Below are 22,372 nucleotides of genomic sequence, written 5' to 3'. Positions count from 1 at the left end.
GATGAGTACCTTTCTATTGCCGGACGTCGGCGAGGGGCTGACCGAGGCGGAAATCGTGTCCTGGAAGGTCAAAGTCGGCGATACCGTGGCTATCAATGACGTTCTGGTGGAGATCGAAACCGCTAAATCGCTGGTCGAGTTGCCCTCCCCCTACGCCGGGAAGGTCACCGAGTTGATGGTGGCTGAGGGGCAGACGGTCGACGTCGGCACCCCGATCATCTCGATCGGTGCCGCGGCGGGTGAATCAGCTGCGCTGCCAGCCCCGGGTCTCTTGGATCTCGATCCGGCGCTGCTGGAGGAATCAGCGAGGAAAATCACTAAGCCCGCTGAGCAGACGCTGAGCCCTGCACCGGACTCCACTGAGGCTCCGGCGCCCCTGGTGGGTTCAGGGCCGAAAGCCGATGCGGTGAGACGCAGACCTCGCAGGGCGCAGCCGGCTCCAGCTAGCACGGCCGCGGACCTCTCGTCCCCTCCACTCGAGGCCCCGGTCATCAGAGTGCTTTCCACTCCGCCGGTGCGTAAAGCGGCCAAGGACTTGGGTGTGGATCTCACCGCGGTGATCGCCACTGGTAGCCGTGGTGAAGTGACTCGGAGGGACCTTCAGGAGTATTACGATCAGCGGGCCCTCGGGACGGACGGTTCGCCGTCCGTGAGCGATTCCACCGACAGAATTGACCGGATTCCGGTCAAAGGGGTTCGGAAAGCCACCGCGAGGGCGATGGTGCAGAGTGCCTTCAGTGCACCCCACGTCTCTATTTTCGTTGACGTCGATGCGAGTCGGACCATGGAGTTCGTGAAGCGACTCAAGGCGAGCCGGGACTTTGAAGGAATCAAGGTCTCGCCGCTGCTCATCGTGGCCAAGGCAGTGATCTGGGCGGCATCGCGTAACCCCGGAGTGAACGCCAGCTGGGCTGAAGAGGAAATCCTGATCAAGCACTTTGTGAACCTCGGAATCGCTGCGGCCACGCCACGCGGTTTGGTGGTGCCGAATATCAAGGATGCACAGCAGCTTTCGCTCAAGGATCTGGCGGTCGCCCTCAATCAGCTCGCCGCCACCGCCCGCGAGGGCAGGACTCAGCCAGCCGATATGCAAGGCGGCACGATCAGCATCACCAATATCGGTGCACTGGGTCTGGATACTGGAACGCCGATTCTGAACCCCGGTGAGGTCGGAATCGTGGCCTTCGGCACTATTAAGCAGAAGCCCTGGGTGGTGGACGGCGTCGTGGTACCGCGCTGGATCACCACCTTGGGTGGTTCTTTCGATCATCGCGTGGTGGATGGCGACCTCTCGGCTCGCTTCATCGCGGACGTTGCCGCGATTCTCGAAGAGCCGGCGCTCTTACTGGACTAGCCGGCGGCAGTGGTTTCGCTGGGCTGCTTCGTGACGGCTTTGGCGAGGATCGGGGCGAGGCGGCGGACACCTTCCCTGATGTTCTCGGAGCTCACCGCGCTGAAGGCGAGCCGCAAGGAACTGCTCTTCGGCTTGGTGCTGAAAGCCGCACCGGGAACGAAGACCACTCCGGCGTCGATACCCTCGCGCAATAGCGGATAGCTATCGACGTGGTCCGGCAAGGTCAGCCAGACGAAGAAGCCGCCCACCGGCCTGGTCCAGGTCACTCCGGCAGGCATATGCTCTTCGAGCGCTTCGAGCATGGTCTCGCAGCGTTCGGCATAGAGTTCCCGGTAGCGTCGCACCTGCGCCAGCCAATCGTAGTCCCTGATATATGCCGAAACCAGCATCTGATTGAAAGTCGGCGGGCAGAGCGTCACTGCTTCGCTGGCCAGGTAAAACCGCTGCTTGAGTTCGGCGGGGACCAAGGCCCAGCCGATGCGTAGGCCTGGCGCGAAGATCTTGGAGAAGGAACCCAGGTAGAGCACGTTTTCCGCGTCCCGAGCGCGCAGCGGCGGCAAGGGGGCGCCGTCGAACTTCAGCAAGCCGTAGGGATTATCCTCTAGGATCAAAATATGCTCTTTTTTGCATATATCGATGATCTGCTGGCGGCGCTGCTCGCTGAGCATCACCCCTGAGGGGTTATTGAAGTTCGGGATGGTGTAGAGGAACTTGACCTTCTTGCCTGCTGTGCGCAGCTGCGCCAATTGCTCGCGCAGGGCTTCGGGCAGCAGCCCCTCGCCGTCTCCGGCCATCGGAATCACTTCCACCTGATAGGCCTCGAGAGCATTGAGTGCACCGACATAGGTGGGGTCCTCGACTAGCACCACATCGCCGGGATCGCAGAACACTTTGGCTGCCACATCCTGGGCGGATTGCGAGCCCGCGGTGATCACGACATTCTCCGGATCGGCGTCTGTGATCCCTTCGGCTGCCATCACCTGACAGATTTGCTCACGGAGTTCGAGGGTGCCCTGACCGCCGCCGTACTGCAGGGCTTCGAGTCCCTGCTCGGCAATGATCCGGGCCGCCGATTCAGCGAGCTTTTCCAGCGGTAGGGATTGCAGATAAGGGTTCCCGCCGGCGAGTGAGATGAGCCCCGGTTGCATGGAGATCTCGAAGACGTCGCGCACGGCTGATTGTTTGATATTTGCTGCTCGAGCGGAGAAGAGACTGGTCAGCGATGCGTCATTGGCTAGAGGAGAAGTCACCTCTCAAGCATAACCTTGCGGTTGTTTGGCAGATAACTTCTGTTGCCTATTCCTCCATGTGCCGTAATGCAACTGGTGACGGTTTAGTAACTTTTGGGTAACGCAATGAAGTCCAGCAGATCACACGGCTGTTCCAGCTGTGGGGCCTGGGGTTACGTGACTTCTGGGTTGTTTGCCTGGAATTCGCCTAGATGTCGGGGGAAATTTGCGGAATCAAGGCCTCGGAGGTTACTCAGTTACCGACGAGTTCGGTTGCTTCCCTTTGTTAACGCGGGGAATGCTTCCCTGTGAATTGTGGCGATGGTGTGAAACTGCTGTGTTAGATTCGGTGCAATGTGATGCGCGACATAGTCGGTAGGGGCGTGGAAAGCTAAGCGGCTGCACATGCAAAATCCGCCTGAGAGCAACCGTCTTCGGGCTGAGCACGCGTCATTCATCAGGCCACAAGCCGTTCGAGAGGAAGTACAAGGTGTCAACGTTGGTCATGGGAAATCCAGGAAAAGCTCCAAGCAAACCATCTGCCTGCGTACAGAAGAGTTCCTGGTCCTAGAAGCTTTCGTTAGATGCTTTTATATTTGCTCAAGCGAGCCGGCAGCTATTTGGTCATGATCTTCCTGACCACCACCGCGACGTATTTCTTGGCTGTTTCCACCATGAAACCCGCGCTTTTGGAGCAGGAGAAGATCCCTAGGCCCACACCGGAACAGGTGCAGGCCAATTTTACGAGTCTCGGACTCGATCCGATCAAGAATCCCTGGGAGCGTTACGTCGACTGGTTGGTCGGCGTGGTCACCCGGTGGGATTGGGGGCGCAGCCCCAATGGTGGATTCGTCAATGCCCAATTCGGTGACCGAGTCTGGGTTTCCACCCGCTTGATCCTGGTCTCACTCATCCTCACCATCATTATCGGTATTGCGCTCGGTGTTTATTCAGCCGCTCGGCAGTATAAGATCTCTGATCGGGTGATCACGGGTTACAGCTACTTCGTCTATATCCTGCCGGCCCCGATCGGTTACTTCCTGATTCAGCTGCTGGCCATCAAGATCAATGAATGGACGGGCGCTCAGACCCTGTTCGTCACCGGGATATCCTCGGTCGGAGTCGAGCCTGGGTGGCCAACTATCGTGGACCTGGCGGCACACTATCTGGTGCCTACTTTTGCGCTCACCATCCTGGGCTGGCAGGGCTATCAGGTGGCCCAACGGCAGTACTTGCTGGACAATATCAATGCCGATTTCGTTCGCACCGCCAGGGCCAAGGGGCTGACCAGAAACCAGGCGATCCGCAAGCATGCGCTGCGGGTGTCGTTCATCCCGGTAGCGCAGAGCATCGCCTTCTCCATTCCCCTGCTGTTCACTGGTGCGTTCTTCGCCGAGCAGATCTTCGCCTGGCCGGGCATCGGCAAATGGTCTCTGGATGTGATCAGCGCAGCTGATGTGAATGGCACCGTGGCCACGGTGACCTTCGGCTCGGTGGTCTTTGCGGTCGGTGCGGTGCTGGCGGACTTTGCCACCACCCTGGTCGATCCGAGAGTGAGGGTTTCATGACCACGATGAATATGCCCGATCCGGTGGAAGTCGAGATTGAGAAGTCGATGGAATCCGGCGATGCTGTGATCAGCAAGAGCCGGATTATTCTGCGCCGCTTCCTGCGCAATAAAACCGCTGTTGCGGGTTTGGCGATCTTCCTGCTGCTCTGTCTCTTCTCAACCGCCGGCGTGCTGCTGCAGAAATGGGATAAGACTACTCTCGACGTCTTCAATATCGGCGTCGGTCCCTCGGCAGATCATTGGTTCGGTACGACCCAGTCAGGGCGCGATCTCTTCGCGCAAATGGTCGAAGGCTTACGCACCTCGATTTTGATCGGCCTGATCGTCGGTGCCGGTTCCACACTGATTGCCGCGATCTACGGCTGCACCATGGCCTACTTCGGTGGACCCGTGATGCGGATCATGCTTTTCGTCCTGGAGACCCTGATTATGGTGCCCTCCATTCTGATTGTGGCCATTGTGACCAGCGGTGGCGGTCGTCTCAAGGAGAATATTCCCGGCTGGATCCTGTTGACCATCGTGCTGTTGGTCTTCGGTTGGATGGGTGCTGCCCGTTTGATCCGCTCGCTGGGTCAGTCCTTGATGACCCGGGAGTTCGTCAAGGCCGCGCAGTTCATGGGAGTGCCACCGCTGAAGATCGTCTGGCGGCATCTGGTGCCCAATATCGGTTCCCTGCTGGTTCTCGAGTTGACTCGAGGGGTGACGATAGCAATTCTGAGCGAGGTCGCCTTCTCCTTCGTCGGCATCGGCATCAAGGATCCGGATGTCAGCCTCGGAGTTCTGATCGGCCAGTCAACGGCCCAAGTGAGTTCTTACCCCTGGATGTTCTGGTTCCCCTTGATCGCGATGTTCCTCTTGACCGGCTCACTGTCCATGATGAACGACGGCTTGCGTGACGCCTTCGATCCAAGCTCCTCCTCGGTCGGCAAAGCGAAGAAGAAAAAGAAATGACGGCAGAACTGCAACCCGAATTGATCGATATGAATGCTGCCGCAGGCACTAGGCCGGCAGCGGACGACGCCGTGCTGACGGTGCGGAACCTCAGCGTCAAGTTCAACACGGAGAACGGCCTGAATCACGCTGTGCGCGGCATCGATTTCGATGTTCGGCCGGGTCGTACCCTGGGCATCGTCGGCGAATCCGGATCAGGGAAATCGGTGACCTCGATGGCGGTCATGGGCTTACTCCCCGAGACGGCTGAAATCACCGGTTCGATCCGCTACCGAGGTCACGAACTGCTCGGCATGAACGATCGCAAGATGTCGGGGTTCCGAGGCAAAGAGCTATCGATGATCTTTCAGGATCCGCTCTCCTCATTGACCCCGGTGTTCACCATCGGTGATCAGATTATCGAGACCCTTAGCATCCACAATCCGCGGATGAGCCGTGCTGCCAAGGAAGCTCGCGCGATTGAGCTGCTGGGGCTGGTCGGCATCCCCAGCCCGAAGAGCCGGCTCAAGGCTTTCCCCCATGAGTTCTCCGGCGGTATGCGGCAGCGAGTGATGATCGCGATAGCGATGGCCAATGATCCCAAAGTCCTGATTGCGGATGAGCCGACCACTGCGCTGGATGTGACGATCCAGGCGCAGGTTCTTGAGGTTCTCAAGGTGGCTCAGGAAGAGACCGGCGCGGCAGTGGTGATGATCACCCATGACCTCGGCGTAGTGGCGGGGATCGCGGACGAGATCATGGTGATGTACGCCGGACGTTCGGTCGAGACCGGTGATGCAGAGGACATCTACTACCGCCCCAGAATGCCCTACACCATTGGTTTGCTGGGAGCTATTCCCCGGGTGGACACCAGCGCGAAATCCGCTTTGGTACCGATCAAGGGCACTCCGCCGAATCTGATTTCGCCTCCCCCCGGTTGTGCTTTTGCGGCCCGCTGCCCGCTGGCCAGCGAGGAATGCCGGACCACCGATGTGAGCTTAGTGACCGTTGACGGCGATCCCAAGCACCAAGCGGCCTGCATTAAGACCGAGAAGATCGGCGCCGATGCGGATGCCCATGAAGTCTATGATGTGCCCGAGATTCCGGTGTCGGTGTTGGAAAATGTGCCGCGCAGCCAGCGCAAGATGGTACTTCAGCTGACCGACGTTAGGAAGCACTTCCCGCTTTTGAAGGGTGCTCTGCTGAAAAGGCGGATCGGCACGGTCAAGGCTGTCGATGGGATCAGCTTCGATATCCGCGAAGGCGAATGCTTTGCCGTGGTGGGCGAATCCGGTTGCGGTAAGACCACGACCTTGCTGGAAATCATGGAGTTCAAGAGCAGCCAGCCCGGAGAGATCAGAATCGGTGAGGCGCTGAACAAGACGGCGAGAGTCGCTGATGTACGGCGCACGGTTCGCAAAGACCTTCAGATGGTCTTCCAAGACCCCACGGGTGCGCTCGACCCGAGGTTCACGGTTTTCGAGGCGCTCGCTGAGCCCCTGGAAAACCAGGGCGTCGCCAAGGCCGAGATCAAAAAGCGGATTTTGAACCTGATGGAACTGGTGGGCTTGCAACCGGACCACGTGAATCGCTTTCCCAACCAGTTCTCGGGCGGTCAGCGGCAGCGCATCGGCATTGCCCGCGCACTGGCCACCAACCCGAAACTGGTAGTCCTCGATGAACCCGTCTCCGCGCTGGACGTTTCAGTGCAGGCCGGGGTGATCAACCTTCTTGAGCAACTCAAGGCCGAACTCGGCTTGAGTTATCTGCTGGTCTCGCACGATTTGTCAGTGGTCCGTCATATTGCGAACCGAGTCGCCGTGATGTACCTCGGCAAGATCGTCGAGATCGGCGACGTTGACGAAGTCTTCGACAATCCGCAACACCCGTATACCAAGGCCTTGCTCTCGGCGATCCCGATTCCGGACCCGAAGATCGAGCGGCAGCGGGAACGAATCCTGCTCAAAGGCGACCTGCCGACGCCGCTCGATGCGCCGTCGGGTTGTGTTTTCACCAGCCGTTGCCCGATCTATGCGGCGCTGCCGCAGGAGAAGCAACAGCGGTGCCAGGAAAAGATGCCTTTGCTAGTTCCCGCGGTTGGCGACGGTCCGCATTCCGATGATCATGAACATGCTTGCTTGTTTCCGGACGGCAGGCTGGATGAGGCGATGCTTGTGCGCTGAATTCTTCAGACCGATCACCCAGATTGGCTTGCGCGATGACGGGCAGGCTTCAGAGTAAGAACCCAATGAGTACCGCTGGAAAGGAAAACCATGAATAACAAAATCAAACTCGGGGGAGTGATGGTGGTGGCTTCTGCGCTGCTGCTCACTGCCTGTGGCAGCGGAGGCAACTCCGGCGGCCCGACCTCCGCTGGCGCACAGACCGCCGGCGCCGATATCAACAAGCTGATCAGCATGAACACCCAGCCGGTGGATAACCTCAAGCAGGGCGGCACCTTCACGTTGGCGGTTGGTAATCTGGGCCCCGATTTCAGCCCTTTCAACCAGAACGGCAACAACACCGACAACATCTCTCTTCAGCAGCCGATGAACAATGTGGCGACCAATGGCTGCTGGAACTCTGAAGCCGATGGCACTCCGGCGCTCAATAAGGACTACTGCGAGAGCTTCGACTCCAAGGTCGATGGCGGCAAGCAGACCATCACCATCAAGATCAACGAAAAGGCGATCTGGAACAACGGCACTCCGATTGCCGCCGATGCTTTCATCAATAGCTGGAAGCAGCTCAGCGGCACCATCAAGGAAAACAACATTGTGACCCCGGGCGCCTGGGAGAACATCGAGAACGTTGTGCAGGGTGCAAGCCCCAAGGACGTCATTGTTACGATGAAGCACCCCAGCTACCCGCTGAGCGATCTCTTCGCTGGTCTGGTGAACCCGGCCATTAATACTACGAAGATCTTCAACGACGGCTTCGTCGACAACCTGCACCCGGAGTGGATGGCCGGCCCGTTCAAACTGGACAAGTACGACAGTGCGGCTAAGACTGTCTCCCTGGTGCCGAACGACAAGTGGTGGGGCGAGAAGCCCGTACTGAACTCCATCGTCTTCCGCCAGATGGAAGATGCCGCAGAGATCGCGGCCTTCAAGAACAAAGAGATCGATATCGCCTCAGGCCGTACCATCAACTCTTTCAACCAGTTGAAGGGCACCCCGGATTCCGAGGTTCGCACCGGACAGCGTCTGTTCGGCGGTGGTTTGAACATCAACGCCGCAGTTGCTCCGATGAATGATGTCAAGGTGCGCCAGGCTATTCTGACCGCGGTCAATCGCCAGGAAATCGCCAAGGTTCGTTTCGCCGGCCTGAACTGGAATGAGAACCCTCCCGGATCCCAGATGCTGATGCCGTTCTCGCCTTATTACCAGGACAACTACCCGGTCAAGGATACTGGAGCGGATGCCGCTAAGAAGGTGCTGACCGATGCCGGTTACACCATCGGTTCCGATGGCAAGGCCGTCAAGGATGGTAAGACGATCGCCTTCAAGATCACCAACTTCGGTGACGATCCGACCACTCTGGCCACCGTGCAGACCCTGCAGAAGCAGTTGCAGGACGCTGGCCTGGATGTCGGCATTGATCAGAAGGGCAGCAACGACTTCGGCAAAGTAGTCGGTGAGCGCACCTTCCAGATGACCATGAGCGGTTACGGCATGGGCTCTGACGCCACTGGTGGCGTGAAGCAGTACTACGACTCCAAGAACGGTGAATTCGGAGTGGGTGACGCTGAGATCGATGCCCGCATTGCCAAGGTGAGCAGCATTGCTGATAACGCTGAGCGCAATAAGACGGCGATGGACATTGAGAAGGACTTCATGGCCAAGTACTTTGTGCCCGGTATCGCCTTCAACGGCCCGGAGATCTTCTACGTCCGGACGGGTCTCGCCAACTATGGCGCTTCCTTGTTCAAGACCGTGAACTGGTCTGAGGTCGGTTTCCAGAAGTAAGTCTCGAGGCTGATTCGCTGATTCAGCGAATACCTGATCGGCTAAGACAAAGAGCTGTGGCCCCGGAGAATTCCGGGGCCACAGCTCTTTAAGTTTCCCAGCAGTTCTGGAGGAAGTCAGGCTATCAACATCCAGCAGCTAGAGGGGAGCCCGATTGAGGAGCTCTGAACTTCAGGCAGCGACCTCATCCTTCAGCGCACCGAGCAGGGTTTCCAGTATTTCGCTGACCTGCGTCGAGACCTCGGCATCATCCTTGGGGTGCACTTCAGCGAAGCGGACCAGTGAGCCGGGAATGGAGAGTTTGGCTTCTTCGACGACGTCGGCGCCAGCGATCTTAAGCGACTTACGAGCGTCGTCATGAGCCCACACTCCGCCGTACTGACCGTAAGCGGTACCGATCACGGCGGTGGGCTTGCCCTTGAGGGCGCCTTCGCCGAAGGGGCGGGACAGCCAATCGATGGCGTTCTTCAGCACGGCGGGAATCGTGCCGTTGTGTTCGGGGGTCAGCAGCAAGAGAGCATCGGCGTTCTGGGTGGCCTCGCGCAAACGCTGGGCAGCGGCCGGAACTGAGCCCGGCAGGTCAATATCGTCATTGTAGAAGGGGATATCTGCCAGGCCGTCGAAGATCACTACTTTGCTGCCACTCGGGGCCAGATGAGCCGCGGTCTCGGCGAGCTGACCGTTGGTGGAGCCAGCGCGCAGGCTGCCCACTAGAGCGAGTACTGTGTTTTCAGTCATGATAGTTACCTGATGCTTTCTAGGTTTAAGGGGTGGGGACTGCACGCCATGCGGGCAGTTCACTGATAAAACGGACCGTAGTCCGATTCATATTCCCGAGTTGAGGTTTTTTGTCAAAATTTTTATTACCGGTTATTTCGAATCCACCCGGCGATCCGGCGGAGCGGGGCGATGCTGCCCGTAATCGGCAAAAGCTATTGGAGATCGCTGCGCAGATTATTGCCGAGGGTGGTGTAGAAGCCCTGACGATGGATCGACTCGCGGAGCAGGCCGGTACGGGTAAGGGCACTATTTTCCGTCGCTTCGGTAGCCGTTCAGGACTGCTCGAAACACTGCTGAACCACACCGAAAAGGCTTTTCAGCGGGAATGGATGTTCGGCCCTCCGCCGTTGGGGCCCGGAGCTGAGCCGCGTGAGCGCTTGTTGGCTTATGGCCGGGCGGTGATCGACCGGGTGGCCATCACCGGAGAATTGCAGGAGGCGGCGCGGGAAGACGCCGAACATCGATTCGGCGTCCCCGCAGTGCAATTGCATCGAATGCATCTTGCGATGCTCTTGCGAGCCGCCGGCGCCGAGAGCACAGGAGTCGACATCCAGCTGCTCTGCTATGCCTTACTGGCCAGTCTGGAGCCCGGGCTGTTGCGGTTTCAGCGTCGGAACAACGGAATCGACGCCGAACGGCAGTACGAATTCTGGCAATACCTGGTGGATCGCATTCTGAATCGTGAAGCTGAGCTGAGCTGAGGATCGCGCTGCACCGAGCCTGGAACTGGGCTCAGCTTGGAAGTGGGTTCAGCGAACTGGACTCAGCGACCTGGGCCCTGCGAACTGGGCCCAGTTCCAAGCTCGGCTCACGGAAGCTCAGAGCAGGGAACGCCAGTCCGCTGTGAGTTCAAGCCCATGGGCTAGCGCCACCGAACGGTTGGTCACCTTTCCACCGGCGACGTTGAGGCCTTCAGCGAGGGCCGGATCCCGTTCCAGAGCGGCTTTGGTGCCCAGGTTTGCCAGTGCGACGGCGTAGCGCAGGGTGACGTTCGTGAGTGCATAAGTCGAGGTGTTGGGCACCGCGCCGGGCATATTGGCCACGCAGTAGAACAGCGACTGATGCACCGTGAAGGTGGGGTCTTCGTGAGTGGTGGGGTGGCTGTCTTCGAAGCAGCCGCCCTGATCGACGGCGATATCCACCAGCACGGAGCCCGGCTTCATCCGTGCCACGAGTGAGTTGGTGACCAGTTTGGGTGCTTTAGCCCCCGGAATCAGCACGGAACCGATGACCAGATCGGCCTCCAGGAGTGATTTCTCGATCTCCAGGGTGTTCGACGCGATGGTCTTCAAACGCCCTTGGTAAAGAGCGTCCAGCTCACGAAGCCGATTGATATTGATATCCAGGATGCTGACATCTGCACCCAGCCCAAGAGCCATCGCAGCAGCATTGCTTCCGGCAACCCCGGCTCCCAGGACAACCACCTTGGCGGGCCGCACTCCGGGGACGCCACCGAGCAGCATGCCCCGGCCACCGGCTGGGGCGGTCAGTGACTGAGCACCGACCTGCACCGACAGTCGGCCAGCGACTTCCGACATCGGGGCCAGCAGCGGCAGCGCGCGACCTTCCTGCACCGTTTCGTAGGCGATGGCGGTGACGCCGGACGTGACCAGTTCTGCGGTCAGCTCAGGCTCGGCGGCGAGGTGCAGATAGGTGAAGAGCACCAGGCCCGGTCGAAAGCGATGGTATTCAGCCGCGATCGGTTCCTTGACCTTCATCACCATATCCGCGCGGGACCAGACCTCATCGGCCGAGTCGAGGATCTGCGCTCCGGCGGCGAGGTACTCGCTGTCAGAGATCGAGGAGCCGGTGCCGGCGTCCTTCTCGATCAGGACCGTGTGGCCGTGACTGACGAATTCGTGCACACCCGAGGCGGTGATTGCCACCCGGAATTCGTTGTTTTTGATTTCCTTGGGGACGCCGATGATCATGGCTGGGCTCCATTTTTGGACTGGATGGAATACCTCTCCAGAATAATTCCGGTGTGAGCCAGCAGACAGCGTGCCTGAGAGCGGTAAGAGCCCTGTTCCCTGACTTTTCAGTGATTTACTCAAAAGTAATGAGACAAATGTCGAGCTATTAGGCGGCAAATGTCGCCTGATGTTGTATTTCGACGTAGTCTTGGAACGTGCACTCTGCCGATGTCGAAGGTCTGGTCGAAGAGGTTGCCCTTGCTCTGGGCCGCGGTTTATCGCTTGAGGATCTGGATGGCATTCTGCTCGCCTACAGCTCTAATCAACCGCACGCCGATAAGGTGCGGGTCAACTTTCTGCTCAGCAAGCGAGTGCCTTCAGACGTCAGTGCCTGGCAATTGGCTCATGGTATTTCAGTTGCGGTACGACCAGTAGCGATTCCGGCCAATGAATCACTCGGCATGTTTGGCCGGGTCTGTGTTCCCTTGCTGGTGCGTGGCTACCGGGTGGGCTATCTCTGGGTTCAGCAGGAGGCGGATGAAGAATCCGCCACCGCCATTCTGAGCCAATTGCCCTCGGTCCGCGATCAACTCGATTTGCTGGCCGCGCTGCTGCTGGATTCGAATACCGCAGAATCCGAGCAGCGCCGCCGCCGGGAACAGGAATTCCTGGCCGCATGCCGTGGTGAGCCAGCTGCCCTCGGCTCCATCGCCGGCTGGCGCGAGATCATGAACCGGGGGCCTTGGCAGGTGGTCTCGGCCCTTGAGGTGTCAGCTGGTACGCCATGGCGAGCGGATGATCCGCTGGCTGCCACCCTGACGCATCGTTCCGCTGCGCTGCAGGCCACGATCGGAATGGACGCCGCCCTTTTCAGCGCGGGCACCAGCACTCACGCGGTTATGCTGTTCCGGGATTCGGTGGGGCGGGCAAATCATGCTTCGGTCCTGGTGCAATACCAAGTTGAGCTGAGCAAAAGAATGGGCCGCTCGGCGCATCGAGTGCTGCTCGGCATCAGCGAGCCGTTCTCCTCGATTGCGATGCTTCCTGAGGCCAGTGAGCAGGCGAAGATAGCGGCCCAGGCGGCCGCAGTAGACCCCGGCTTGGGAGAACTCGTGGACTGCCGCTCAGTGGGGATCTATCAGCTTCTCGCGGGAAAGTACTGGAGTAACCAGACCTCCATCTACTATCGTCGTCTTGCCGCAGGGGATCGCAACCGGGAACTGCTTTCCACCCTAGAAGCGCTGTATGACGCCGATGGCTCTGTGCAGTCCGTCGCCGAACACCTCCACGTGCACCGCAGCTCGATCTATAACCGCTTGCTGAGAATTCGTTCGATGATCGGGGCGGATCCTTTGAGCGGTGCAGTAAGGCTCGAACTGCACTGTGTGCTCAAAGCGCAGCGGTGGGCTAAGCGCCCGCGCCTGGAGGGATCTCTTCCTCAAGCAAACTGAGGGTGCCGTGTCCATCCGTTTTCCACCGCTGACCCAAGCCATCGGTAAAAGTCACTGAATCGATCTGATACTTGCGGGCTTCCGTGAGGGCAGTGAAGTTTCCCGGCAGGACTTCGGTGGACTGGGTCCACCCCCAGCAGCGTTCCTCCTTTTGCCTAAAGGGCGTGAAATAGGAACCAGGGGGCAGCGAGTGAATCCTCACCGGGAGGAGTTCCCTGCCGTCAAACGTGGTTTTGATAACTAGATTGTGAAAAATGATGTTCGCAGAATTTGAAATGACCAGGCCGCGGTCACGATTGATTTTTTCCGCTGACTCGGTCGGGGAACTGTTGCTCTTTTGAGTCGCTTCCTCCAAGGTTTGGTACTGGCCTGCGGCGATATGGTGGGCCCACCAGATCCCCAGTCTGGCCGGCTGTGCCTTCCGTTCCCTCTCATGGCGGATCGCGTTCTCGGCAAGGTCCTTTCGATACTGTCGCAAACCGAACCAGGCTGCTACTCCCGCGATGAGTGCGGTAATCCAGCTGGGTAAGTCTCCCCAGAAATCCATAGTTTTAGCCAAACATTGGAATATTGCATTGAGCAATATCTAGGCGGTAATTCCGGGTCAATTCCAAGCTGGGACTCAGTTGAGAACCCATACTGAGCTCTGCTTCTGCTGAGCATTGCGGGCACAAGAGCAACGATCGCGAAAAGATCCGCGGCGACTGGCTTAAATCGTGCTGCTCAGAATAGGGTCGATTCATGACTGATCCGCTGCTCGAGCAGCCAACCAAACGTGTCTCACCCCTGCCGTCCGGACAGGCGATCAATATCGCCCTTGTCGGTTACGGCTTAGCGGGCAGCGTCTTCCACGCTCCCGCCATCGCGGCCGATCCTGATTTCCGGCTGCACTCGATCGTGACGAGCGATCCGCAGAAGCAGGCCGAGCTCAGTTCCAGGTACCCCGGGACTAAAGCCGTGGCCTCCTTTGAGGAACTGCCCTTCGCAGAGCTCGATCTGGTCGTCCTGGCCACTCCGCCGGAGACCCATGTCCGTTTGGCCTCGGCCGCGCTCGAAGCTGGCAGCTCGGTCGTAGTGGATAAGCCCTTCACGCCCACTAGCGCTGAGGGCTTGGAACTCATTGCCAAGGCGGAACGCCTCGGCAAGCTTCTCACGGTATTTCAAAATCGACGCTGGGACGGCGAGTTCCTCACCTTGCAGAAACTGCTCGCACAAGGTGCCCTGGGCGAGGTCTATCGCTTTGAATCGAGCATGGAGCGCTGGGCACCAACGATTAGCAAGGGCTGGAAGGCCGAGGCTAAAGCCGGTGGCGGAATCCTCTTCGATCTGGGCACTCATTTGATTGATCAAGCCCTACTGCTGTTTGGCCCGGTGCAGCACGTCTACGGAGAGCTGAATGCGCGCCGTGCGCAGGAACCCAGTGACGATGACGTCTTCATTGCCCTGCACCACGCCAACGGTGTGCGATCTCATCTGAGTATGAATCTCTCAGTGGCTCAATTCGCCCCGCGGCTCCGGGTGCTCGGTAGCGAAGCTGGTTACCTCAAGGAGCACGGCGATCTTCAGGAAGCGCAGATCATTGACGGGATCCTGCCCGGCGACGAGCGATACGGTGTTGACCCCGAAGAGAGCTGGGGCTTGCTGGGCAGGACCGGTGAGACTCGCAGGATCGAGACCGAACGGGGTGACTTCCCGGCTTTTTATGCGCTGCTGGCGCAATCCCTTAAAACCGGAACGCCGCCCCCGGTCGATCCTCTCGACGCGGTGGCGGCGCTTCGGGTTATTGAAGAAGTCCGAGCCCAGAACGGTTTCTAGAGAGCTACGGCCGCTTCTTCTTGAGCGGCTGCTGCTTCCTTCGGATCGGTGATCTTCTTCTTGGGCAAGAAGAAGGTCACCAGGAAGGCGACGGCGACCAGGATCGCCGCGCTCAGCATCACCAAGTCGATTGACTGGGCGAAGCCGTCTCGGATCGGCTGAGTGAGATCCTTATTTGCGTCATGCAACCAGGAAGTGTCATTCAGATTGCTGCTGCCACCGCTCTGCGCGTTCTTGATGAAGTCCAGGAAGCCCTTATTATCGGGATTCTGCACAATGGCGGGATCCTTGAACATGCCCGCATAACTCGGGTTCTTCATCGCATCACCCAGTAGGGTGGCGATCTTGTCCTGTGCGGTGGAGAAGAGCATCGAGATGAACACCGCGGTGCCCACGGTGCCGCCCATCGAGCGGAAGAAGGTAGCGGTCGACGTCGCCACGCCCATATCCTTCGGCGGCACCGCGAACTGCATGGACAGCGTGAGGGGCTGCATGCAGAAGCCGAGGCCGAGGCCGAAGGCGATGGCGATCCCGCCCGGAACCAGCAGGGAGGTGTCCACTCCCAGCAGCAAACCCATGGCCAGTGCGGAAACAGCCAGAATCAAGGTGCCCAGGATCGGGAAGATCCGGTAGGTGCCGGTTTTCGAGATGACCTGTCCGCTGGTGATCGAGCCGGCCAAAATGCCCACCGTGAAGGTGATCATCAGCAGTCCAGCCTCGGTCGGCGTCAAACCCGCGACAAGCTGCAAATACATCGGCAGCATGGCGATCGCACCGAACATGCCGATGCCGATGATGAAGTTCAGCAAGGCGGACACCCCGAAAGCCGGAATCTTGAAGAACCGCAGGGGGATCAGGGCTGAGTCGCCGGCCATCTTCTCCGCCAGGATGAACGCCACGATGCCGAGTGCGCCCAAGCCGTAGCAGAGGAAAGCGGCACCCGAGGTCCAGCCCCATTCGCGGCCCTGCTCGGCGATGATCAGCAAGGGCACGAGAGCCAGTGTGATGCTCGCGGCTCCCCAGTAGTCGACCTTCTGCCGAATTCCCTCTTTCTTGGGCAGATGCAGGAAGATCCAGACCACCACGAGGGCGGCCAAGGCGATCGGCACATTGATCAGGAACACCCAGCGCCAGCCTTCGAGCCAGAGGATCTGCGAAGATCCGGCGAAGAAGCCGCCGACCACCGGGCCGAGCACCGAGGAGATACCGAAGACGGACATGAAGTAGCCCTGGTACTTTCCGCGATCCTTGAGCGGCACGATATCGCCGATGATGGCAAGGCCGAGGGACATCAGGCCGCCAGCACCCAGACCCTGGATGCCACGGGCAAAGGCCAACTCGCCCATCGAGTGCACGAAGCCCGCGTAAATCGAGCCAGCCAGGAAGATGCTGATCGCAATCACATAGAGCGGGCGGCGGCCGAAGATGTCGGAAAGCTTGCCGTACAGCGGGGTACTCACCGTGGAAGTGATCAAATAGGCGGTGGTGGCCCAGGCCTGCAGGGAGAGCCCATTGAGGTCATTGGAAATGGTGTAAATGGAACTGGAGACGATGGTCTGATCCAGGGCGGCGAGGAACATACCCAGCAGCAGACCGACCAGAACGGTCATGATCTGCCGGTGGGTGTAGGCCTGTCCAGCCTCTGGCATTCGTCGCTTGCTCGATGTTGATGTCATCGCATGTGACATAGTTTTGCTCCGTGTCTGAGCTCAGGGATACCCCCGGTACCCGTAAAATTAGTTGCTTTCGTGAAACAAGTATATGCCTGGAGTGGCTGCTTGTCGTTAAAAATAAAGTGATCTTTACCGCATCCCGCGTTAAATTTTTGAAAGTCTCGCCGGAGACGCCGTTGCCGGAGCCGATCGGAAGGGCTCAGAAACTTTTCAGAACCGCCAGATCCAGCCCGGCCCTTCGGTGTTCTTCTGCGAGAGGATGAGCGCGCCCGAGTTGATCGGTGAATCGAGTACCAACAATCCTCGGATTCGTTGGGACGGCGGGATCTTCGCGGGAAGTCCCAGGCCGTTGTCCAGACAGGCGTGGGCCGGGTAGGTATCCAGGGGTGAGGTGACCTGGGTGCCATCGGGGGCTTGCAGATCGAAGTCCTTGGCACTGACGCCGAAGTACGGGTCCTTTGAATTGGCGAGTTCCGCGGTGGTTTCGATCCACAGCTCCACGGCGATGAAATGCCCATTGGCGGGCTTCACGGTGCCGGGCACTTCGCAATGGTAGTCAGCCTTGATCGAGGCGACGCTGAAGTTGACCAATCGGACGCCGGAGTTCTCGCTGGCCACCACGCCAGCCAGCTCTCCCACTTTCTTCTGCAGCATCCCCGTGGCATCGGGTCTGATGGTTCCTGAGGAAGAGGGCAAGGTGAAGTCACTGCGCGGCGTGGCCGGTGAGTTATCGGTCCCTTTGCGGTCCTTGACACTGGCGGACGGACTGGCAGATGGATTGCCCGAGGCATCACCGAATGGCGCCCAGCCGCCGTCGGAAGCAGCTGGATCGGGAGCGCAGGCAGCGAGTAGCAAGACGCAGCCGAGCGACAGGGCGAGGCGCGTTCGGTGACCGAGAATAATCGGTATCCGCACGGCGCTCTCCTTTCAACTGTGGATTCGATAGGCTAAGTCAACGTTACCGGGCCGATTTCCCCACAGTGAGGCTTTGGCGCAGTACACAGGAACGCACAGAGACAAAGGGCCATGACACAGTATCAAGCTAGTGCCGATGATCTTGCGGCGCTTCCCCCGGCGCTCGCCGAGCCGCGCTTGCGGGTCGGTCCGCTGTGGACCACTGCTGTGGTGCTGGTCAACGTCGGGATCAACGCAGCGTTTTTTGGTCCAATTCAGGTACTGCTCGGCACTCAGGCCGCGTCTTTCGACGAAGGCCAGAAAGAGGCGATTCTGGCTTTGGTGACCGGGGCCGGAGCCGCTGTCTCGCTGGTGGCAAACCCCCTGTTCGGAGCTTTCTCGGATAGCACGACCTCACGGTTCGGACGCCGGGTGCCCTGGGTCTTCATCGGCGCGGTGCTGGGCATGATCGCCTTACTCGGTTTGACTGTGGCGCCGAGCGTCGCGGCGATGACCCTGCTGTGGTGCCTGGTGCAGCTCGGTTGCAATGGCGCATTGGCTGCTATCACGGCGGCTGTTCCGGATCGAGTCCCGGTGCCGCAACGTGGCGTGATCGGCGGACTGTTTTCGATGGGCACCGTGGCAGGAATCCTGGTGGGAGCAGGAATCGGAGCGGTTGCCGGACGGAATTTCGCTCTCGGTTATCTGATCTGCGCGGTGGCTCTGCTGCTCGGGGTTCTGCTCTATGTGCTGCGGGGATCCGATGAAAAGCTCAGTAAAGCAGACCGCCCCGCCTTTTCCTGGCGGGGGTTCCTGAGCGGATTCTGGATCAGCCCCCGGAAGTACCCGGATTTCGGCTGGGCCTGGCTCACCAGGTTCCTGGTCCAGCTGGGTAATCACATTTGCACTCTTTACCTCTTGTTCTTCCTGACGGACGAGGTCGGCTACGCCGACCCGGCTTTTGGAGTGCTGGTGCTCACCGGTATCTACGCGATTCTGACCATTGTCACCGCGGCCATCGGCGGAGCCTGGACGGATAGGGTGGGGCGCCGCAAGCCTTTCGTCATCGCCTCCTCGGCGGTGATCGCTGTGGCCTCTTTGGTGCTCGCGTTCTTCCCCACGTGGACCGGAGCCATTGTCGGTGCCGCGATTCTCGGCATCGGCTATGGCGCCTATTTGGCGGTGGATATGGCTCTGCTGACCCAGGTGCTTCCGGCAGCGGTGAGCAGGGGCAGGGACCTGGGCGTGATCAATGTGGCGAATTCACTTCCTCAGGTTCTGGCGCCATTGATCGCTTTCCCCTTCGTGGCTTATCTCGGCGGCTACCTCACGCTCTATATCGTGGCTGGAGTGATCGGTCTGCTCGGTGCGGTCTTCGTCGTGAAGATCAAGGGCGTGAACTAGGGACGCCGGTCGCGAGGCTGCGCCGTGGGCCAAGTGCCGTGGGTCAACCGGGCCTAGCCGGCTACTGATTCTGGACGAACTCCGCGAGTGCTGCGAGCTGATCCTGGCGGCACTGCGGGTTCAAATACATCATGTGACCCGCCTGGTGATAGTGATGGCTGAACCGCGCACGGGCCTCCGGGCTGATCTTCAGATGAGCCCAGACATATTCCGCAGCGAAATGCGGAGTGGCGCCGTCGTGATAGCCGTAGTCCACGTGCACCCGCAGGTCCTGATTGTAGTTGAGCAGTCTTTCCAGATCCTCGGTGACCTCGATCGGCCTGCCCTCGAAGGTCTTGTAGCTCCAGGGTTGCACTCGTCCGGTCAGGATCTCGTAGGGCAGGTCGTTGTGATAGCCCAGCTCGGAACGGATGTAGTGATTCACAGCTGCGGCATACGGGCCGTTGATCGCGTTGAGCGAGGGGTCATCCCAATTGATCGAGGCTTGACCTCGCAGGTTCAGCTGGGTGAAGCGGCCATCGATCCGGCCCACGGTGAGGCCCTTCTCGCGCAAGAGCTCGGCTGAGAACTCAGAGTAGTCCCAGCGCAGATCGCTGCGCCGCACGAAGTCTTCGCTCAGTGTGGTGAGAGCGGCGAGTTTGCGGACGACGTCGTCGTAGGTGGCCTGGTCCAACCTGGAACCCTGGCTGAGCGCATAACCGAAGTCCTTGGCGGCGAACTCCTCGGCCTCGGCCACCACCTCTCTGAGCTCGCGACCCGGATGACGGCCGTGGAAATGCGCGATCGCGGCATACGTCGGAACATGCAGCGCGTACGGGACGTCGGAGCCCGGGGCGAAGTCCAGAGTGGACATATTGAGGACCGTGGAGATCAACCCCAGGCCATTGACCGCCATGCCATAGGTGTCAAAGAGCCTGGCCGCCACGGCCACCGCTCGTAGCGTGCCGTAGGACTCGCCGACCAGGTACTTGGCGGAGAGCCAGCGGTTGTTCCGGGTGGTCCAGAGCCTGATCACCTCGGCGACTAGATCGCGGTCTTCAACGAAAGCGTGGAATTCATCGTCCTTGCCGCCCTTGACCACCCGGGAAAAACCTGTGCTCACCGGGTCGATCATCACCAGATCGGCGTGCTTGAGAATGCTGTCGTGGTTGTCCAGCAGACCGTAAGGCGGCGGGGTCAGCGCGCCGACGTCGCCAGAATCGACCAGGCGAGGGCCGAGCAAGCCCAGGTGTAGCCAGACAGAGCTTGATCCTGGGCCTCCGTTGAAGGCAAAGACCACCGGCCTGTTCTGCTCGGATTCGGCAATATAGGAGGTCACGAAGATCTCCGCTTTAGCCTTGAAACCCTCGTTCTTGCCGTCTTTGCTCTCCTCTATGCGGAGCACCAGCCGACCAGCCGTCGAGGTGTAGTGCAGGCCGTCCAGCTCGTGCTCCCGACTGACGAAGTCGTCGCTCACCTCGGGCTCGACGGATTCTTTTTCTGATACGCTCTGCTGCTCAGCCATGTCTTCGAGCTTAGGCGTTCTGACGAAAATTTGCAGTGCTTTGAGCGCCGAGGAAACTCAGCACCCTAACGGCGGGGCAGGGAGGGTGCTGCACTTTTTACTACTACTCAGTAACATAGCCTCATGCACTTGCTCTTCAGGACCCTCCTGCACCTCTTTCTCTCCTATCGCCGCACTCCGCTGAGCCTATGGGGACATTCCTCGATCAAGCTGCGAGCCTGGCCCGCTGATATCGACCTCTACGGGCATGTCAATAATGGTAGGTACTTTTCGCTGATGGACCTGGGCCGGGTTGATCTGATGATTCGCTCGGGCATCTGGAAAAAGCTCCAGCAGAAGGGCTGGAGGCCGGTGATGAGCGCGGAGACGATCTCCTTCCGCAAATCCCTCAAGATGTGGCAGCGCTACACCATGGAATCCCGGCTGATCGGCTTCGATGATCGGGCGATGTACTTCGAGCAGTGCATGGTAGTCAGCGGCGAGATCTATGTCAGGGCCTTTATGGCGATGCGGGTGGTGGGCGGTGGTAAGCCCGTGACCAACCAGGAGCTCTTCGAAGTGATCGGTCAGCCACCCGCCGATCTGGTGCTGCCGGAGTGGCTGCACGGCTGGCGTTCGGATGTTTCGCTTCCGGGTACCAGGAAGCCCGCGCCTTTTAACTGGTCCAGCTTGCTGCCGAAGGGCTAAGCACTGACGGAAGTTCCAGAGTGGCCCGTAAGATGGCCTGAATGAGCTTCGATTTCTCTTCGCCGACGCCGACGTCTTTGCGAATCCGTGGTGGCATTAAATGGAACGCGTATCCCACTGACGTCTTTCCGGCGTGGGTGGCGGAGATGGATTTTCCCGCCGCGGAAGTGGTGACTAGTGCTCTGCAACAGGCTGTGGGGCGGGAGATGTTCGGTTATCCGCCGTCTGCTCAGCCAGAGCTGGCAGTAGCTCTCGCGGGCTTCAGCGAGCGGCGGTACGGCTGGTCCTTCGACCCGGAGAGCGTGCGGACGACGCCGGAGGTGCTGCGCGGCGCGGAGCTGGCCATCGATGCTTTCAGCCCACCGGGTAGCCCGGTGATTCTGCCGGTGCCCGCCTACATGCCCTTTTCCGAACTCATTGAGTTGATGGGGCGGGAACGTCTTGAGGTACCGATTCTGCGGAGCGGCGATGGCTGGGCGCTCGACCTCGAGGCCTTGGAAGCGGCTTTTCTGCGCGGTGGGCGCTCACTGGTGCTGACTAACCCGCACAACCCGCTGGGCAAGGTTTTCAGCGAGACCGAACTGAACCAGATCGCGCAGGTCGTTGACCGGCACGGCGGACGAGTCATCTCCGATGAGATCCATGCACCGTTGGTCTACCAGGGCAAACACATACCTTATGCATCGGTGAGCGAGACCGCTGCGGCGCATTCGGTGACTTTGGTGTCCAGTTCCAAGGCTTGGAACCTCCCCGGTCTCTGTTGCGCCCAGGCGATCCTGCATACCGAGGCCGACCGCTCGGCCTGGGACAAGCTCCCGGAGGTGCGAATGCACGGGGTGTCCTCGCTCGGCATCATCGCCTCGGAAGCGGCCTATCGAGCAGGTGGCCCCTGGCTGGACGCTTTGCTGGTGCAGCTTGCGTCCAACCGGGACTACCTCTTCAAGGCGCTCGCCGCTGTGCCGGGCTTGCGAGCCGTTCCACCGCAAGCCACCTATCTGGCCTGGCTGGATTTCCGCGCCCTGCCGTTGGGCGGTCGCGAAGAGAGCCCCGCAGAGTACTTTCTGCGGGAGGCCAAAGTGGCCATGGTGGATGGAAAGGCCTGCGGTGAGATCGGAACAGGCTTTGCCAGATTCAATTTCGGTACCACCGCGAGCCTGCTTGAGCAGGGTGTGAAAGCCCTGCTTTCCGCGCTTTGAGATT

The 22,372-nt window shown here is 59.7% G+C and carries 18 protein-coding genes; 11 read left to right on the top strand and 7 right to left on the bottom strand.

Going from position 1 to position 22,372, the window contains the following annotated elements:
- Position 1: 1 nt before the first annotated feature.
- Entirely contained in the window at positions 2-1,354 is a 1,353-nt protein-coding gene (locus ABDK06_RS07080; protein ID WP_394940263.1) for a dihydrolipoamide acetyltransferase family protein, read from the top strand.
- Here ABDK06_RS07080 and ABDK06_RS07075 read toward each other — a convergent pair.
- A complete protein-coding gene (locus tag ABDK06_RS07075) occupies positions 1,351-2,604 on the bottom strand; it encodes an aminotransferase-like domain-containing protein (RefSeq protein WP_394940262.1) in 1,254 nt (417 codons plus the stop codon). The two genes, ABDK06_RS07080 and ABDK06_RS07075, sit on opposite strands and share 4 nt — an antisense overlap.
- 563 nt (positions 2,605-3,167) lie before the next feature.
- Here ABDK06_RS07075 and ABDK06_RS07070 point away from each other — a divergent pair.
- The 4 genes from ABDK06_RS07070 (at position 3,168) to ABDK06_RS07055 (ending at position 9,051) form a co-directional block, all read left to right on the top strand.
- Positions 3,168-4,151 carry an ABC transporter permease gene (locus ABDK06_RS07070; RefSeq protein ID WP_394940261.1) on the top strand — a complete coding sequence of 328 codons (984 nt, stop codon included), beginning with the start codon at positions 3,168-3,170 and terminating at the stop codon, positions 4,149-4,151.
- On the top strand, positions 4,148-5,104 hold the full coding sequence (locus ABDK06_RS07065) for an ABC transporter permease (protein ID WP_394940260.1): 957 nt from the start codon (positions 4,148-4,150) through the stop codon (positions 5,102-5,104). The genes ABDK06_RS07070 and ABDK06_RS07065 overlap by 4 nt, the downstream gene beginning before the upstream one ends.
- On the top strand, positions 5,101-7,266 hold the full coding sequence (locus ABDK06_RS07060; RefSeq protein WP_463401502.1) for a dipeptide ABC transporter ATP-binding protein: 2,166 nt from the start codon (positions 5,101-5,103) through the stop codon (positions 7,264-7,266). Before ABDK06_RS07065 ends, ABDK06_RS07060 begins: the two co-directional genes overlap by 4 nt.
- 90 nt (positions 7,267-7,356) lie before the next feature.
- Positions 7,357-9,051, top strand: a complete 1,695-nt coding sequence (locus ABDK06_RS07055; protein WP_394940259.1) for an ABC transporter family substrate-binding protein — start codon at positions 7,357-7,359, stop codon at positions 9,049-9,051.
- A 171-nt stretch (positions 9,052-9,222) separates the two neighbouring features.
- Here ABDK06_RS07055 and ABDK06_RS07050 read toward each other — a convergent pair whose 3' ends face one another.
- On the bottom strand, positions 9,223-9,789 hold the full coding sequence (locus tag ABDK06_RS07050; RefSeq protein ID WP_394940258.1) for an NAD(P)H-dependent oxidoreductase: 567 nt from the start codon (positions 9,787-9,789) through the stop codon (positions 9,223-9,225).
- 110 nt (positions 9,790-9,899) lie between these two features.
- Here ABDK06_RS07050 and ABDK06_RS07045 point away from each other — a divergent pair, with 110 nt between their 5' ends.
- Positions 9,900-10,532, top strand: a complete 633-nt coding sequence (locus tag ABDK06_RS07045; protein WP_394940257.1) for a TetR/AcrR family transcriptional regulator — start codon at positions 9,900-9,902, stop codon at positions 10,530-10,532.
- A 117-nt stretch (positions 10,533-10,649) separates the two neighbouring features.
- Here the strand turns inward: ABDK06_RS07045 and ald are convergent, their stop codons facing one another.
- Complete coding sequence (gene ald, locus ABDK06_RS07040) at positions 10,650-11,762, bottom strand: alanine dehydrogenase (RefSeq protein WP_394940256.1); 1,113 nt, start codon at positions 11,760-11,762, stop codon at positions 10,650-10,652.
- 197 nt (positions 11,763-11,959) lie between these two features.
- On the opposite strand from ald, the gene ABDK06_RS07035 reads away from it, so the two are divergent.
- On the top strand, positions 11,960-13,195 hold the full coding sequence (locus ABDK06_RS07035; protein WP_394940255.1) for a PucR family transcriptional regulator: 1,236 nt from the start codon (positions 11,960-11,962) through the stop codon (positions 13,193-13,195).
- Here ABDK06_RS07035 and ABDK06_RS07030 read toward each other — a convergent pair.
- Entirely contained in the window at positions 13,152-13,742 is a 591-nt protein-coding gene (locus ABDK06_RS07030) for a hypothetical protein (RefSeq protein ID WP_394940254.1), read from the bottom strand. The two genes, ABDK06_RS07035 and ABDK06_RS07030, sit on opposite strands and share 44 nt — an antisense overlap.
- Before the next feature lie 194 nt (positions 13,743-13,936).
- On the opposite strand from ABDK06_RS07030, the gene ABDK06_RS07025 reads away from it, so the two are divergent.
- Positions 13,937-15,010 (top strand): Gfo/Idh/MocA family protein, encoded by a 1,074-nt coding sequence (locus ABDK06_RS07025; RefSeq protein ID WP_394940253.1) that lies wholly within the window; start codon positions 13,937-13,939, stop codon positions 15,008-15,010.
- Here ABDK06_RS07025 and ABDK06_RS07020 read toward each other — a convergent pair.
- Together ABDK06_RS07020 and ABDK06_RS07015 are read right to left on the bottom strand one after the other, a co-directional pair.
- Complete coding sequence (locus ABDK06_RS07020; protein ID WP_394940252.1) at positions 15,007-16,659, bottom strand: MDR family MFS transporter; 1,653 nt, start codon at positions 16,657-16,659, stop codon at positions 15,007-15,009. The genes ABDK06_RS07025 and ABDK06_RS07020 overlap by 4 nt on opposite strands.
- A 234-nt stretch (positions 16,660-16,893) precedes the next feature.
- Entirely contained in the window at positions 16,894-17,598 is a 705-nt protein-coding gene (locus ABDK06_RS07015; protein WP_394940251.1) for a hypothetical protein, read from the bottom strand.
- A 111-nt stretch (positions 17,599-17,709) separates the two neighbouring features.
- Here ABDK06_RS07015 and ABDK06_RS07010 point away from each other — a divergent pair, with 111 nt between their 5' ends.
- Positions 17,710-18,981 (top strand): MFS transporter, encoded by a 1,272-nt coding sequence (locus ABDK06_RS07010; protein WP_394940250.1) that lies wholly within the window; start codon positions 17,710-17,712, stop codon positions 18,979-18,981.
- A 61-nt stretch (positions 18,982-19,042) separates the two neighbouring features.
- On the opposite strand, the gene ABDK06_RS07005 is transcribed toward ABDK06_RS07010, so the two are convergent.
- Entirely contained in the window at positions 19,043-20,485 is a 1,443-nt protein-coding gene (locus ABDK06_RS07005) for a S10 family peptidase (protein WP_394940249.1), read from the bottom strand.
- A gap of 123 nt (positions 20,486-20,608) precedes the next feature.
- Between ABDK06_RS07005 and ABDK06_RS07000 the strand changes: the two genes are divergently transcribed.
- Together ABDK06_RS07000 and ABDK06_RS06995 are read left to right on the top strand one after the other, a co-directional pair.
- Positions 20,609-21,172 (top strand): acyl-CoA thioesterase, encoded by a 564-nt coding sequence (locus ABDK06_RS07000; protein WP_394940248.1) that lies wholly within the window; start codon positions 20,609-20,611, stop codon positions 21,170-21,172.
- Positions 21,173-21,213: 41 nt separating this feature from the next.
- Positions 21,214-22,368: a MalY/PatB family protein gene (locus ABDK06_RS06995; protein ID WP_394940247.1), complete on the top strand. Its 1,155-nt coding sequence runs from the start codon at positions 21,214-21,216 to the stop codon at positions 22,366-22,368.
- Positions 22,369-22,372: the final 4 nt, after the last annotated feature.

The organism is Psychromicrobium ferritrahens, from assembly GCF_043789415.1.
GTDB lineage: Bacteria > Actinomycetota > Actinomycetes > Actinomycetales > Micrococcaceae > Renibacterium.
Note: the sequence above shows the minus strand (reverse complement) of the source record. Positions and strands in the feature narration are given on the sequence as shown.

Coding starts and splice junctions, on each gene's coding strand:
- ABDK06_RS07080 (WP_394940263.1), top strand. CDS start 2: ATGAGTACCTTTCTATTGCCGGACGTCGGCGAGGGGCTGACCGAGGCG.
- ABDK06_RS07070 (WP_394940261.1), top strand. CDS start 3,168: ATGCTTTTATATTTGCTCAAGCGAGCCGGCAGCTATTTGGTCATGATC.
- ABDK06_RS07065 (WP_394940260.1), top strand. CDS start 4,148: ATGACCACGATGAATATGCCCGATCCGGTGGAAGTCGAGATTGAGAAG.
- ABDK06_RS07060 (WP_463401502.1), top strand. CDS start 5,101: ATGACGGCAGAACTGCAACCCGAATTGATCGATATGAATGCTGCCGCA.
- ABDK06_RS07055 (WP_394940259.1), top strand. CDS start 7,357: ATGAATAACAAAATCAAACTCGGGGGAGTGATGGTGGTGGCTTCTGCG.
- ABDK06_RS07050 (WP_394940258.1), bottom strand. CDS start 9,789: ATGACTGAAAACACAGTACTCGCTCTAGTGGGCAGCCTGCGCGCTGGC.
- ald (WP_394940256.1), bottom strand. CDS start 11,762: ATGATCATCGGCGTCCCCAAGGAAATCAAAAACAACGAATTCCGGGTG.
- ABDK06_RS07030 (WP_394940254.1), bottom strand. CDS start 13,742: ATGGATTTCTGGGGAGACTTACCCAGCTGGATTACCGCACTCATCGCG.
- ABDK06_RS07025 (WP_394940253.1), top strand. CDS start 13,937: ATGACTGATCCGCTGCTCGAGCAGCCAACCAAACGTGTCTCACCCCTG.
- ABDK06_RS07020 (WP_394940252.1), bottom strand. CDS start 16,659: ATGCCAGAGGCTGGACAGGCCTACACCCACCGGCAGATCATGACCGTT.
- ABDK06_RS07010 (WP_394940250.1), top strand. CDS start 17,710: ATGACACAGTATCAAGCTAGTGCCGATGATCTTGCGGCGCTTCCCCCG.
- ABDK06_RS07005 (WP_394940249.1), bottom strand. CDS start 20,485: ATGGCTGAGCAGCAGAGCGTATCAGAAAAAGAATCCGTCGAGCCCGAG.
- ABDK06_RS07000 (WP_394940248.1), top strand. CDS start 20,609: ATGCACTTGCTCTTCAGGACCCTCCTGCACCTCTTTCTCTCCTATCGC.
- ABDK06_RS06995 (WP_394940247.1), top strand. CDS start 21,214: ATGAGCTTCGATTTCTCTTCGCCGACGCCGACGTCTTTGCGAATCCGT.